Consider the following 14,949-nt stretch of genomic DNA (forward strand, 5'->3'; position numbering starts at 1 on the left):
TATCGCCGACGCGGCACATCCGCAGCAGAGAGGACTTCGATCTCGGGTCTGAACTTATGGTCGGCCATAAGGTCGGACTTAGCACCGACGCCGAAATCCCGTCAGACGGCCTCCGCCGCAGGGATACCATCAAGTGGCCCCTAAGTATCCGAACATTACGGTCCAGCTGACTGGGGATGATAGCAATGCATTCATGATCCTCGGGTTGTGCCAACGGGCCGCCAAAGGCGCGGGAATCTCGAAGCAAGAGATCGCCGCGTTCTACCAGGAGGCCACAAGTGGGGATCATGATCATCTGATCCAAACCGCCATGCGCTGGTTCAGCTGCGAGTAGCTGCCGAGCTGCTCTGCGTCGCCTTTTTGGCATAGGTCGCTGCGAAAATTGTCTCCGAAAGCCATTTCTTGAACGACGGATTGTCGCTGAACTGCTTGAAAAGTTCGGTGTGGTCTGAAAGCAGCTCGATGACCGCTCGCTCCAGGGCTTTGTCGTGCTCGATACGGGCGTTCTGCTTGTCCGAGTTCTGCATCGCATTCTGGTAGGCTTTGTCGGCCGCGACCTTGGTGGGCAACTCCTCAGCGATCACCTTCCCGATTTTGTCAACATCCTTCCAATCGATGTTGCCGAACATCTCATTGAACGTCTTCAGGATGTTGCTCAGAAAGTCGAGTTCTGGCTCAGGCTTGCGACCGCCTCCACCCAAAGGTACCGGCCCGATTTCCGCATCCGCATCGGGAAGCGCAATCGACATCGTCGCCTGCGCCTCGACCCGATAGCTGTCCATGTCGATGGCTTCGAGGATGCCCTTCGAGAGATCCTGCTCCTCAGGCGCTGGCAATTTCGGCGTGAGGAAGTTCAGAAAGATCGAGAGTTTCTCCCACTCCGCGTTCGTGTAGGGCAGAATGGCCGCGAGGAATCCGTAGGTGCGCGTGAAAGCCTTCGCCTTGCCCTTGAAGTCGACCTGCCCATCTTCATCTAGGTCGGCCTTGTAAACCGCGACACACGCATCGAGGATGGGGTCGAGCTTGTCCCGGTCGGCGCCACCGAGATAAAGCGCCACGAGGTCCTCCACCTGCTCCCAAGAGTAGACTTGGTAGCCGTCGAGCCGCGCTTTCAGGTCGTGCAGCTTGTTCGGGTCGGTCTCCTCGCTCAGGATCGTCGTGCGGTAGTAGTCCTCGAACGACGCCTTGATGCTATCCACGTCGTTCATGAAATCCAGCACGAAGGTGTCGTGCTTCTGCGGATGCGCCCGGTTCAAGCGCGACAGCGTCTGCACGGCCTTGATGCCGGAAAGCGTCTTGTCCACGTACATCGTGTGCAGCAGCGGCTCGTCATAGCCGGTCTGGAACTTGTCGGCGACGATAAGGAACCGGTACGGATCATTCTGGATCGTCTCCTCAATCTTGTTGCTGGGAAAGCCGTTAAGCGACGCCTCGGTGACCTTCATTCCGCCATATTCATGCTCGCCAGAGAAGGCGACGATGGCCTGATATGGGCTCTTGCGCTCTTTCAGATATTCCCCGAAAGCGTGGAAATATTGGATAGCGCGGTGAATACCGCTGGTCACCACCATTGCGCGCGCCGCGCCGCCGATCTTGCGGTGGGCCATCACCTGGTCGTGGAAATGATCGACCATGATCTCCGCCTTCTTGCGGATCGCATGGTCATGGGACTCCACGTAGCGCCGAAGCTTCTTTTGCGCCCGCTTGCTGTCAAATTGCGGATCATACTCCACAGTCTTCATCAGGCGGTAGTAGCTGTCGACCGGAGTGTAGTACTTCAGCACGTCGAGGATAAAGCCCTCTTCGATGGCTTGCTTCATCGAGTAGTTATGGAAGGGGATGTGCCTGACCTTGCCGCCCTCAGGCACCGCCGTGCCGAAAACCTCAAGCGTTTTGTTTTTTGGCGTGGCTGTAAAGGCGAAATAGCTCGCGTTCGGCAGCACCTTCTTAGCTTCCATAAGCCGGTTTATGGTGTCTTCGACCGTTTCCTCTTCGTCCTCGGCCCCATTCGCGGCGAGCGCGATGTTCATTTTCGCAGACGTTCGGCCGCCTTGGCTGGAATGCGCCTCGTCGATGATGATGGCGAAGTTTCGACCGCGATGGCTGTCGCCGATCTCGTCCAGGATGAACGGAAACTTCTGTACAGTGGTGATGATGATCTTCTTGCCTTGCTGCAGGAACGTCCGCAGCTGCTGCGAGCCTTCGGTGACTGCGCCAACTATCGAGGATACTTGAGCGAACTGTTTGATGGTGTCGCGGATCTGCTTGTCGAGCACGCGCCGGTCGGTGACTACAATGACAGTGTCGAAGGTTGGTTTGCCGCGTGTCTCCAGCCCGATGAGCTGGTGACCGAGCCAAGCGATCGAGTTGCTTTTTCCTGAACCCGCTGAATGCTGGATCAGGTACCGCTGTCCGGCACCTGCGGCCTCGGCATCAGCCAGCAGCTTGCGCACAACGTCCAGCTGATGGAAGCGCGGGAAGAGCTGTTTCGGTTTCTTTTTCTTGCCTCGCTCATCGGTCTCCTCAACCACCTGCGCATAGTTTTCGAGGATGTCGGTGAGGTTCCGCTTGGTCAGAATTTGCTTCCACAGATAATTGGTCTTCAATCCGTTAGGGTTCGGCGGATTGCCCGCGCCGTCGTTCCAGCCCTTGTTGAACGGCAGGAACCAAGAGGCCTTCCCCTTCAGATGCGTGCACATGCGCACCTCGTGATCGTCGACGGCCCAATGAACGACGCAGCGGCCAAACTGGAACAACAGCTCCTTTGGGTCGCGGTCGCGCTTGTACTGCTCGATCGCGTCGTCGACAGTCTGTTTAGTCAGGCTATTCTTCAACTCGAAAGTGAAGACAGGCAGGCCGTTAATGAACACGGCGGCGTCGAGCGACAGTTTTGTTTCATCCTTGGAATAGTGCAGCTGGCGCGTGACACTGAATACATTGGCCGCGAACAGCTCCTCGGCCTTGGTGTTGCCGGGGGTGGGGGTGCCGAAGAACAGCTCGACCGAGCCTGGCCCATGCTTCACCCCGTTGCGCAGCAAGTCGATTACACCGCGTTTCGCGATTTCACCCTGCAAACGGTGCAGGAATTGCAGCCGCTTCGGGCCATCCTCACCAATGCCAAGCGCTTCGACCACGTCTGGCTGAGTGGAATTCAGGAAAGCGAACAGCTTCACGACGTCGATGGCGTGGTCTCGGTCGAAATCCTTGGAGTCACCCGCAGTATATCCCGCCTCGTCGATCAGCGAGCGGACGATGAGGGTTTCGAGACCCTTTTCACTCGTGTCAGTGTGCTGCCGCATTCGACGAACTCCTTCAACCTGGGTGCCGGGATCGACCCGAATGAGACCTGCTTCGCTGAGGAATGCCTCAAGCATCGGGTCTTTTGCCTCGAACCCTTCGATCAGACGTCGCGCCGCGTCGGACGGCATTTCCAGCCGGACACGAGAACTATTGGCTTGGGTCACCGAAGCAATTGATATTTGCCCGAAAGGGACACCGACATACGCGGCAACCATTGAGACTAGGCGTTGCCGCTCTTTTTCGTTCATCTCATCGGGATCACGCGCCACAATCAGATCGACCAGCATCTTTTGTTCTGCCGACATCGGCGGCGGATCACCGCGTGCAATGATGCACGGCGATTTCTTGTATCGTTGGAGGTAGCTCACGCCCCATTTTTCGTTGTCCGCCCGCTCGTGGCAGTTGGCGCACAAAGCGATCAGGTTTTCGAGCGAATGGTCCTGCGACTTGCTCCAAGGGATGACGTGCGCATACTCGAGCGGCAGCGACACGCAGCAGACCGCGCAATGATGCCGAGCCTCGAAGAGCACATCGCGCTTTATTTCGATTGGGATTGCAGGCCTATTCGTCGGCATCTGCCCCCTCCATTAACTCGGTGTCATCTGTCTCCAGTACGTCGTCCGATAAATCTATGTCTTCCAAGGAAGTGTTTTCGTCCAGAGCAGGAAGCTCGATATGCCTTACGTCCAGTTTTCCGGTCACAATGTCGGAAATTAGCCTTTCGCGGTACTCGTTGATCTTCGCGAGTTCAGACTTAAATCTTTTGCGAATAGCCGTTTCGAGATCAATGATGCGCCGTATTTCCTGTTGAATTTCGGCCGGTGGAATTCTTATTTTTTCCTTTCGAAGTGATCTTATGTTCAGAGGTCGATTGCGACCTGCAGCTCCGCGAGAGTGTATATCGAGCAATAATTGCCCATAGTCTGATCGAAAGAATGCAAGCAGATAAGAGGTGTCGACGACGCCTTCTGTGCCACGCAATATTGGGTAACGGTGTGAGGCTATGCACCCGTCAGCTTCATCGCCTACAAGAGCTACCGCCCCCTCCCACGCAAACTGGCCACTAAAGATAAAGTCTCCTGCCTTTATCCAGAAGAAGTGCGAGTCCCCCAGTTCTTCACCTGGCGTTTCCGGCTTTAGGAACATTCCGCGGCCCCTGTTGTACAAGCCGACAGGGATGTACAAGTTTGCTGGCGCACGCTCGACCGGTCTGATCACCAACTGTGTTGCAACATCAAGCCTTATCTCTTGCGCGTCTGTAGAATTCATGGCTTCGCGAGTCACAAGCTTAAGACGTTCGGATGCGGCCTCCGCTATCTTCCTTTTGTTTTGTATGAGGCGACGAATGCGCTGGTCATAGTTCCGAATAAAGGAAACGATTATTCGCTGCTCATCTTCGGGCGGCTGCATTGCAGGGATAGTGCCAAAGCGGTCCGAATAAAGTCGCAGGAAGCCAGACATGCCGGTTCCAAGCCCTTTGGACTCCTGACGAAATTTGGCCCTGTAGATGTTCGTCTTGAACAGGTTGACGAAATAATCGGGCTCAATCGGTTGCAGGAGGCGGAAGACCGCATAGTCAGGGCTAACAAGGCCGTCCTCACGCGCAACGGCAAACATGCCATTCGATGCCTGCATTCGGTTGAGGACCATTTGGCCGGCTCGGACCCGCTTGTAACCCTTCAAATCCTCTGGCGTTACTGGCTTGGTCGAGACCTTGTTGTGGGGGATCAACCCGTGTGCCTGGCGCATAGAAAGCAATGTTTCGGTGCCAGTATCCGTTCGATCATCAACTTCGCGAAAAAGGTACTTGCTTCGCACAACCTGCCAGTGTTCTGGAGCGGCTCCGAGCCAATCATGAGCACTGTCGCGATAACCCGAGTATGGTTTTGGGCCAATGGTATTCTCCGCCTCGGCGGCGCGATCAGTTTTAATATCCATTTGGCCCTTGTCGATCATTGGTTGGTCAAAAAGTGAGGGTTGCGGCAGGTCGCGCGGCGGTGGTGGAGCAACCGGGCGTTCGTGACGTGCATCAAGCCCAACGGGCCGACGGCTACCGCCAGCAGCGCAAATCACCTCAATAGGTTGGCGGAACAGAAGAAATTCCGGGATCGACAGCGGTTCGATCTCGTGCAGGCTCTCCGCCTCATCGCCCTTCAGCTGCTCGCGCAGTTCCATCAGCAGTCGGCCAAGCACGTTCATGCCGACGAGAGTGCCGTCGTCAATCACCTTCGCGCCCCAGAAATCATCCTTGCGGGATTGCTCGACGATGGGCCGGTCCCCGGTCGACAGCAACAGCCTGCCGAACTCATTCCAGTTCTGCGCCAACTTCACCCGCAGGCTCCAGCGCATGATCTTCACGCGTACTGCGTCCCAATCCGGCCTCGAATCCTTGCGGAACGGCTTGCTCCGCATTTTCGCCGTCATCGGGCTACGCTCGTCGATGATCGTGCGCTGCACATCCGGCAAATGCGGAAAGCGGCACGCCTGATAAAGAGCCTCCGACGTTCGGATGCGGACACCGTTCACACATAGCGGAAAGCCTCCAGCCATATTCGACAACCCGCCAAACCGCTCCTTCGTCTTGAGGAAGACGACGCTTGTTTCGCGGTCATATGTTCGGAACTGATTATTCCGGGACGCTTCAGAAGTCGAAGTCATCTAAATCGACCTCTTGTTCATATGTGCGCCGTTGCAGCAATGGATACCACTTGCTGAACGGATGATTGCGGTGGGCATCGGGATCGCCCCACCACAAGGCGAGGGGCGCGTTGTTGGGACAGTTCCGATAGGTCACGATGGTCGAGCCGAAGCCGACGCCAAAACCACTGAACCCGAGAGGGCGCATGATGGCTGAGGGGTTCTGGCAAAATCCACGGATACGCACGCCCGCCATGAGAAATTCGCGTTCGAGCAGTTGGCGACCTTCGTCTGATGAGAATATCTCGATTTCTGGCTTGCCGCCCGGTTGGCGTAGCTCCAAGGGGAAACGTCCTTGTTGCGCCAAATAGGCCGCGAGAGCAGGATCATCTGGGACGGTCGCGGGCCAAAGGACTTCAGACGTACTTCGGTACGCTTTTCTGTTCTCTATTCGCGCTGCTGCCCAAACATGGAGCTCAAGCTCTTTGCCGGCGGCGGCAGCAACTTCCTTGAGGCTCTTTGTAGACTGCCATTCGCCAAGTCTATGCGTGGCGATTACGAGAACGTGCACCACCGCCTTCGCTGGCGCAGCTTCCCTGATCCAGGCCGTCAAGTCATTTTTCACTCGGCCACCAGTGAAAATAACGTCGTCCAAATAGACGTATGCACCACCAGGGGCACCACAAGCATCAAGGTTTAGCCCGCACTGTTCCTGAAGAGATTCCCCGAAGAGCCTCCGTATCTGTGTCTGACTTTGCCCATTCTGTTGGATGTCTAAAAGATGTGCGCGCGACCAGAAACCGGCAATATCTTTGCCAGTTAGATTCTCGTGATTAATCTGTGCAGAAAAAAAGCCCTTAATCCATTCCTCGGAGAAGTAAGTCTGCTTGAGAACGTGATCCATCTCGCGAAGGATCGGTAGTTGCACGTCCGCGCCAAACTGATTGATCCACCGCTCTACATGATCTGGAGTCGGTGCCGGAAGATCGCCTTCGCGATAATCTGCAGTTGTTGCTGCTATTGAAGCAAGGAGGTCATTTCGCTCAGTCATTTGTAGCTCTTCGGTATGAAAGTAAAAATTAGCTGTTGCTTATAAGCCTTCGAAGTAGGTTTTTATCTTCTGCGCCATCAGTTTTCGGCGCTGTTCGAGAAAGTCGTCAAAGGTCGGGATATCACCGTCTAACAGACTCGCCGGCAGACAGCTCATCTGCAAGTTCGACCGCATCTCATCACCAGTCGTGATCCCGCCATACCTCTTGGGGCCGCCGTTGCATTGTTCAGAAAGCTCGGTGAAATAAACCTTCGGATCGCGATCACCGATGCCGATATTTATCTCGCTTTGAGCCAGGACGAAGTTGCCAATCTGATTGTAGCGGCCTCGCGTCAGGCCCTGGCCCTTGAGGTGATTGCGTGGATAGACATGGTGCACGTCGCTGCGGTTCAGCAGCAGGTCGCGCACGGTTATATCGCGAGACAGGAAACCGAGATCACCGAGCTTTGCCTGTGCTGCCTGATAGACCAAGAAATAGGGGCTTGAACCTGATGAGGTTTCCATCTCCTGCGGCAGCAGCGTATTCCAGAAGCTCTCGGGCAGTTCGGCGTCGATCACGGCATCAGTGTAACTAGCCAAGCCACGAGATTCGATCTGGCGAATATCGAAGTCGAATGCCGTTTCTGGGCTTCCCGAATAGCGCCCACGAAGCAGCGACATGACGTACCAGCGCCGCACAAGACGCTCCAAGTCGGCAGCGGGCATGCTTTCAGCTCGACCTCTCAAGTAGAGAATGTAAGCAAAGTTGATCGCGTTCTGACTACGGATTAGCCTTGAGGTCACAAAACCAGCCGAGCGAAGGATCATCGTCAATCGGTCGAAATGAGTTTTGTTTATAAAATTCAGGACGCCTGTCTTCAGGCGGGAAAAAGCCTCTTCTGCGACAGCTTCTTCATACTGCTTTGTCTCGAAGTTTCGACCCGATAGGAGGGCGACAAGGTCTTGGAGCTTTCCGCGTCGGAATTCAGATGTGAACGCAACTCGTAGCATGTCTGTGTAGGTGGGATCGTAGAGGTCGTCATTGACGTCTTTAAGCCAACGCATCTTCGGGAGGAATTCGGATGTGGCGAATGCCTTATCGCCCTTTTCAATTCGAGGCAAAAATTCAGGCGCGACAGCAAGGTGGCAGAAATAGTCTATCGCCTTTCGCAGTATGTTACCGCCATAAGTGTCGTTCGCCGCGATTTTCGACATGGCGAAGTCAGCCTGGCTGAGCGATGCACCGGCCGAGTTCACTCGGATGAAGATCTCGGTCACCGTCTCGATATCGAGATCTTCAGCCAGTTCGATGATGCCAACCTGGTTATTTATAACCTTGCGAACCTTCTCCAGCACCAATGAAATCTTATCCTGATCAGCCTCTGGATTGCGCGCTGTGTATTCACGCGTGAGCTTGGTCAGGCTGGCGTCAGGCGCGAAAACCGTCGCCAAGTCAGGGATCCATGAGGCATCTTTCTGGATGGCCGGGTTCGAGACCTCGAAGCGCTCGTCGACTGGGTGGAAAGCGATCCGGATGCGTACCGTCTCGTAGTCCTTGGTGAGTACCTCCTGGCCGAGCAACGCGGCCATGAGTGCGGTGACGCGCTGCTGCCCATCGATCAGAATGCGTTTGCCCGAGGATGTGGAGCCATCCTTCAATCGGACCGACGGGTTTCGCCAAGCGATCAGATAGCCGACCGGGTAGCCCTGATAGAGTGAGTCTAGCAGGTTCCGTACCTTGGTCGCATCCCATACGAAGGGGCGCTGGATCTCTGGGAATGCGATCTCGCCGGACTTCACCCAAGTCAGCAGTGTCTCAATCGGATGGGGGGTCACGGAGTAGCGCTGGGTGGCCATTCTCAGTGACCTCCCGTCAGCACGTCTTCAAGCAGCCCTTCGGTTTCCTCCTCAAGCGCCCGGATGTCAGATTCAATCTCCTGGAGTGTCCGCAGGGGTTGCGGTTTGTAGAAGTGCCGCGTGAAAGATATTTCATAACCGATCACGGTTTTCGACGGGTCTATCCAGGCGTCAGACGCGTGAGGCAGAACCTCACGACGAAAAAAAGCCTCGATACCGCCGCTCTCCAAGAATGGAACCTGCTCTGTATCTCTTAACTCCGTGTCCGGCTCATATTCGACGATCACCGCTTTGCCGCCTACGGTTTGATGGTAGCTGCCGCGCAGCGCGTCGGTTTCGGCATCGGCGCTTTGCTTGATCTTGGTCACCTTCCTAATAACAGGTTCCGCTTTAGGATCCTTGATGCCCAAACCCGCCATCAGGAGCTTTTGGCGTTTTGCCGTCATACGGACGCCGCGCTTGCCCGCAACAACTTCGGCTTCTTTAATGAAGTGGTTGAAATCGAAATGGGGGCCATCGCCAAGCCGTTCGGTCACTTCTTCCACAACGTTAAGGAGGGGCTCGTCATCAGCCTCCGTGCATGTCTTAGTGAAGAGACGCTGCGCGCTAGCCGAAAGTTCGACCTTCAAGCGCAAGGGCCGCTCGACGGTCACCTTCCAGTAGCCAAATGCATCGTTGGGAAAAATCTTAGACTGCTCATTTTCCTCGCTGTTGAGGAAGCTATCGCAAATTCGCTTGATGTCGTCCGGCCCAAGAACGCAGTTCTTCTTGCCAAGGTTCTTGCGCAACGGCTTGAACCAAGTCGTCGCATCAATCAACTGGACCTTCCCCTTACGGCATGGTGCCTTGCGGTTACTGAGCACCCAAATGTATGTTGCGATACCAGTGTTGTAGAAGATGTTCAGCGGCAGCGCGATGATTGACTCGAGCCAGTCGTTTTCAATTACCCAGCGCCGAACATTGCTCTCGCCTGATCCTGCGTCGCCGGTAAACAAAGCCGACCCGTTGTGTACTTCTGCTATGCGGCTGCCGACTTTGCTGTCTTTCTTCATCTTGCTCAGCATATTGGCCAAGAAAACCATCTGACCGTCACTGGAACGGGTGATCAGACTAAATTCTGGGTCGCCGCCATGCTCGATGATGAAGCGAGGGTCGGTGATATCCTTCTTGCCGCCCATCCGGTCAAGATCGGATTTCCAGCTCTTGCCGTATGGTGGGTTCGACAGCATGAAATCGAATTCTTTCGACGGGAAGGCGTCGGCTGACAGTGTCGAGCCATATTTCATGTTCTCAGCTTCGGCACCTTCACCCTTTAGGATCAAGTCTGCCTTGCTGATGGCGAAGGTTTCGGGTTGAACTTCCTGTCCGTATAGATGGACCGAAGCTTCTTTGCCGTGCTCCGTAGCCAGCTGGATAAGCTTTTCCTCTGCCACGGTTAGCATGCCACCAGTGCCGCACGCGCCGTCATAGACAAGGTAGGTCCCGGACAGGATGTCGTCCGCTATTGGTTTGAAGATGAGGTATGCCATGAGTTCGACGACATCGCGAGGCGTGAAGTGTTCGCCGGCTTCCTCGTTGTTCTCTTCGTTGAAGCGCCGGATCAGCTCTTCGAAGATTGTACCCATGGAATGGTTGTCTAGGCCGGGTAAGCGTTCGCTGTCATCTCGGTGAAGAACTGGTTTTGGGCTGAGATTGACTGACGGATCGAGAAACTTCTCTATTAGGAATCCTAAGATATCCGCGTCTACAAGAGTCGGGATCTGATTGCGGAATTTGAACTTTTCTAGAACCTCCTGAACGTTAGGCGAGAAGCCATCAAGGTATGCTTCAAAATCCGCTTTTAATTGCTGGCGACGGGCCTTTGATGTCAGATCCCGCAGGCGAAATTGAGAGGTATTGTAGAAAGCCTCACCAGACGCCTGACAAAGTGCTGCATGCTGATTTGCAACACCTGCTTTGTCGAGCTGGGACTTCATTGCGAGAACCGCGTCTTTCGTCGGCTCCAAGACGGCATCAAGCCGACGAACGACAGTCATAGGCAGGATGACGTCCCGATACTTGCCGCGCACATATACATCGCGAAGAACATCGTCGGCGATGTTCCAGATGAAATTGCTGATGTTCAGATCACTCACTCCGGCCCCTCACGTTTTGGTCTGTGCAGCTTTTTTCTGCATATCGATCCAGCTATCGAGGTCTGATCGCTTGAACCGCCATGCACCGGCCACCTTGAACCCTGGTAGATCTCCACGTTTGGCTAGCCGATAAACCGTCTTCTCGTCGACGTTCAGGTAGCCAGCCACATCTCGCACTGTCATGGCCTGGTCAGGCGTATCCGCCATCATCGCGCCCTCGCTGTTTTTTAGAATATAACAGGGTACTCTGGGGCAAGCCAGTCCAATCATGTCCAGCACTATTCGCGCCTTCCTGACCCGTAGGACGGCATTAGCCGCAATCTAGACATCTGCGACGGGGCGTGCCGAGTTGTGCCTACCCTCGACACGCCCAAAGTCTAACGCAACCACATGCGCGGTCGCGCAGTCGGCGAAACCTCGGCCGACCTGGTGGGCTCCGAGCGGGTTCGCCGCCATCCCCACCGCCGCGCTCGATCCGCCCCACGGTGCGGCGTCTCCTGCGGTCCCCGCGCTTGTCGGGTCCGGGTCCCCATCAGTTCTGGCCGCTTTGACTATTCCGCCTCGGGCGGTGGGGCAGAGGCCATCTCGGAGATGGCTTGAAATTCTGTCAGAAACTCCGGCCGATGTTGCATCAGGTACCGAACGATCCGGGCGTTCCCAAGAAGCTTTGCCAGATACCCCTTGATGACAGTCAGCTGCAGGTGGTCCTGGCCGTAGGAGTCTTGGATCGATGTGATCCCTTCCTGCAGCCGGGCCAGCTCGCGCTCCATGCGAGCCATGGCCTCCGGGGTGATGCCTCTCATCTTCTTGGGTTTCTTGGTGTCCACCAGCTGCGTCTGGGGCGTTCCCGCCAGAATTGCAGAGATGTATGCCGGAGAATAATTGTTCGCGTTCATCATCAGCTCGGCGGCCTCAATCTGGCGCATGGCTTTCATCTTGCGCAGGACTTCGAACACGGCGGTCGCGCAGTGTTTGTCCTTCAGGATGCCGACGGCCTCTTCGCAGATCCCATCGAGGAGCCGGGCCTTGCGCACAATGCTGCGCGGATTGAGGTCCAGCGCCAGAGCAATCTTTTCCTCGGATACCCCACGCTCGATGGCCCTGCGGATCATCTTGTGTTCCTGAATGGGCGCAAGGCGGCTGATCCGCTTGTTATAGGTAAAGGCCTCGTCGTCCGTGGAAATCAGACATTCGACTCGTTCGACGCCGAGATCCTTCAACACCTCGATCCGGATATGCCCGTCAAGCAGCATATAGGTGTCTTCCTCACCCGTGGATCTCGTGACCACCGGCGGTTCGACCAGGCCAACCTCTTTGATCGACGCAGTGATCTGGCGGTACTTGCGGCTGGATTTGACCGATGCGCTTAGCGCCTTCACGGGCAGGACAGCCTCTACCGGTACAGTGATGCAATCACTCTCAAAGCCGAGCGCAACCGCGTCCGGGGTCTTGCACTTGCCCCGGCTCATTCGGCCGCTCCCGCATCCAGTGATTGCCCGAGATAGGTGGGCAGGGTATCCAGCCCCTCCGCGCGCAAGAGAGTCAGGAAGTGGTCATCGTCGCGCAGCGAGCGAAACGCCTCCACGACGAACATCAGGCGGCCTTGTGTCAGTTCGGCTTTCTTGATCAGTATCTTCTGTCGCTCCGCTTCCTGTTGATAGGCTCGCACAAGCGCGTCGCTGGTCAGGGGCCGCTTGGTGCCGTCGCTTCTGCCATAGCGGTTGCGATGAAGGTGCGGGCCCTGCGCATCACGTAACTGGATGAGACGACGCACAGCGGCCAGTTTCTTACCGCGCAGCTTTTTCTGGGTGTAGGCGTCCATCAGAGCGCGCTGTCCGCCCTCGGCATCTGTCTTTGAAATGTCGATGGCGAGGTTCAGCGGCAGAAGGCCGGTTTCCACTGCCGAGACCAGCCGTTCTTCGCCACGTTCCAGAAGCCCCGCAATCATTCCGACATAGTCTGGCGTGACGCCGATCTTGGTGGCAATCTGGCGGTCGTTGTAGCCGCGTTTGCGCAGGTTGCCGATTTCGCGCATCAGGTCGATCGGGTTGTGCTGGCGGCGCGCGCAGTTCTCCACGAGGCTCATGACGAGGCAGTCGCTCTCATCGGCGTCGATGATGATGGCCGGTATGGCATCCTGCTGGAGCTCCATGAACGCCTCGAGCCGACCCTGACCGCAGACGAGATCATACTCCGCGGGATCTGTCCCGGCACGTTGCGCGACGGTGATTGGTCGCTTCAGACCGATCTTCGCAATGTTATCGACCATTTCTTCGAAGGTGCGCCGGTTGCGCACACGGGGATTGAGAATACGAATTCGGTCGGTGGGGATGAGAGTGACGTGTTTCTGGGCAATGTCTTGGGCGTCATCTGGCATCAGGCGGCCTCCGTGATCCGGGCCCGGCCAGCGAGCGCATAAAAATAGTCGAGCGTGTCGAAGCGGTAGGCGTCCAGCGACAGCCCGTTCTGCTCGGCCAGCCTCAGTCTGGCCATGGTCATATCGATGCTCGGCAGCAGGTAATAATCGCGTGGTGTTTCGTTCAATTCGTCCATTCGCACGGCAATCGTGATGTCGGGCACCAGGCCAGTATCGAGACGGATGCGCCATCTCAATGATCCGCCCTGCGTCTCGAAACATCGGGCCAACACCACCGACGCCGTGAACTCGTCGTTGATCCGGATCAGCTCCGTGTCCGGATCCTGCACCGCCTGTCCTCCACGCTCCGCGACCCCGTCGAGGATCCGGGCTACGATGCCGGGGTGGGCCTGCCGCAAGGCCCGGTTGATCTCGACGTAGCGATAGTCGCGCTCTGGCTCGTAACCGATCATCTGGTAAGCGCGCAGCAGGCTGCCGAAGCGGTTCCGAAAGGCGCTGGACGACGGCAGGTTGTCCTGTTCATCGATGATCAGTCCCGACAGCACGCCTTTCTGTTTCAGCACGGCGCGCAGGGCTTCGAGCAGTTCGGAATCTGTGAAATGCTGGCTGCGCGCGTCGACGATTTCGCGTGCGCGCAGATACAGCACCTCGTCCACAATGGCGGGGTAGGCGCCCTCCGCCCGGATCCACATTTCGCGTGGGTTCACCACTCGCTTGTGCTTCAGCTTGAAGGACACCTTGTTGTAAACGTTGTTGCCGATGTATTTTTCGTTGGTCAGGACCTGGTGCACTGATGCCCGGGACCATGGCCGCTCAAGATCGGTCAGATGCCCCTCGGCATTCAGGGTTTCCGCAATCTCACGCTCCGAGCAGCCATCCTCGACGAACATTCGGTACATGCTGCGCACGACATCCTGTTCCTGATCAGGGCCTGGAATGAGGACGACACGGTCAGTCTGAAGGCTCTTCTGTTCGCCGCGGGACAAGGCACCCTTCGGGTTGCCGTGTTCATCGATAAGCACCCGGCGCAGGCCGTATCCAGCCGCTCCACCTTGGCGGTAGCCAAGCTCAACCAGGCGGCATTGCCCAGCGAATACCTTCACGGAAAGCTCACGGCTGTATTCGCCGGCCATAACCCGCTTGACGGTTTTCAGAAGGTTGGAGCCGATGCTGCCGTCGTTTTCGAACTGCTCGCCGCAATAGTGGACCCGGATCCCGGCACGAGAGCAGACATGCTCGTGGTAGGCCCCTTCATCAGCATCCTGAAACCGGCCCCAGCGGCTGACGTCATAGACCAGAATGGCCTTGAAATCCGCTTGGCCGGTTCGGACCTCGGCCATCAGGTTCTGAAGCGCCTCGCGGCCGTCCAACCGCAACCCGGACCGACCGGAGTCCTCGAAGACGCGCAGGATCTGCAGGCCCCGGGCGGTGGCGTAATTCCGAATGATATCGAGCTGGTTCTCGGTCGAGTACTTCTGGTGATCGGTCGACATCCGCACATAGGCGACGGCCGGCACATCCGTTTCAGGCGGCTCGTCGCTCTTGTCGGAATGGGTCGTCCATCGACCAGTCACATGCGTATCTCCTCATAATTCCAGGCAAATCCATCGCTC

The 14,949-nt window shown here is 56.5% G+C and carries 9 protein-coding genes; all 9 read right to left on the reverse strand.

Annotated features, from left to right (window positions below):
* Positions 1-320 precede the first annotated feature (320 nt).
* The 9 genes from H7828_RS18265 to H7828_RS18305 all read right to left on the reverse strand — a co-directional run bounded on the left by H7828_RS18265 (position 321) and on the right by H7828_RS18305 (position 14,910).
* A complete protein-coding gene (locus H7828_RS18265; RefSeq protein ID WP_226782506.1) occupies positions 321-3,875 on the reverse strand; it encodes a type I restriction endonuclease in 3,555 nt (1,184 codons plus the stop codon).
* The gene (locus tag H7828_RS18270; protein WP_226782507.1) at positions 3,862-5,958 is read right to left on the reverse strand and encodes an NADAR family anti-phage protein; all 2,097 of its coding nucleotides are present in this window, start codon (positions 5,956-5,958) and stop codon (positions 3,862-3,864) included. The genes H7828_RS18265 and H7828_RS18270 overlap by 14 nt, the downstream gene beginning before the upstream one ends.
* Positions 5,942-6,988 (reverse strand): phosphoribosyltransferase-like anti-phage protein, encoded by a 1,047-nt coding sequence (locus H7828_RS18275; RefSeq protein WP_226782508.1) that lies wholly within the window; start codon positions 6,986-6,988, stop codon positions 5,942-5,944. Before H7828_RS18275 ends, H7828_RS18270 begins: the two co-directional genes overlap by 17 nt.
* 39 nt (positions 6,989-7,027) lie before the next feature.
* Entirely contained in the window at positions 7,028-8,824 is a 1,797-nt protein-coding gene (locus tag H7828_RS18280; RefSeq protein ID WP_226782509.1) for a GmrSD restriction endonuclease domain-containing protein, read from the reverse strand.
* Between the two features lie 2 nt (positions 8,825-8,826).
* Positions 8,827-10,959 (reverse strand): type I restriction-modification system subunit M, encoded by a 2,133-nt coding sequence (locus H7828_RS18285; RefSeq protein WP_226782510.1) that lies wholly within the window; start codon positions 10,957-10,959, stop codon positions 8,827-8,829.
* 9 nt (positions 10,960-10,968) lie between these two features.
* Complete coding sequence (locus H7828_RS18290) at positions 10,969-11,229, reverse strand: helix-turn-helix domain-containing protein (protein ID WP_226782629.1); 261 nt, start codon at positions 11,227-11,229, stop codon at positions 10,969-10,971.
* Between the two features lie 281 nt (positions 11,230-11,510).
* Entirely contained in the window at positions 11,511-12,428 is a 918-nt protein-coding gene (locus H7828_RS18295) for a plasmid partitioning protein RepB C-terminal domain-containing protein (RefSeq protein WP_226782511.1), read from the reverse strand.
* Positions 12,425-13,336 carry a plasmid partitioning protein RepB C-terminal domain-containing protein gene (locus H7828_RS18300; RefSeq protein ID WP_226782512.1) on the reverse strand — a complete coding sequence of 304 codons (912 nt, stop codon included), beginning with the start codon at positions 13,334-13,336 and terminating at the stop codon, positions 12,425-12,427. Before H7828_RS18300 ends, H7828_RS18295 begins: the two co-directional genes overlap by 4 nt.
* The gene (locus tag H7828_RS18305; protein ID WP_226782513.1) at positions 13,336-14,910 is read right to left on the reverse strand and encodes a recombinase family protein; all 1,575 of its coding nucleotides are present in this window, start codon (positions 14,908-14,910) and stop codon (positions 13,336-13,338) included. The genes H7828_RS18300 and H7828_RS18305 overlap by 1 nt, the downstream gene beginning before the upstream one ends.
* Between the last annotated feature and the right edge of the window lie 39 nt (positions 14,911-14,949).

It is taken from the genome of Oceaniglobus trochenteri, from assembly GCF_020529025.1.
GTDB lineage: Bacteria > Pseudomonadota > Alphaproteobacteria > Rhodobacterales > Rhodobacteraceae > Oceaniglobus > Oceaniglobus trochenteri.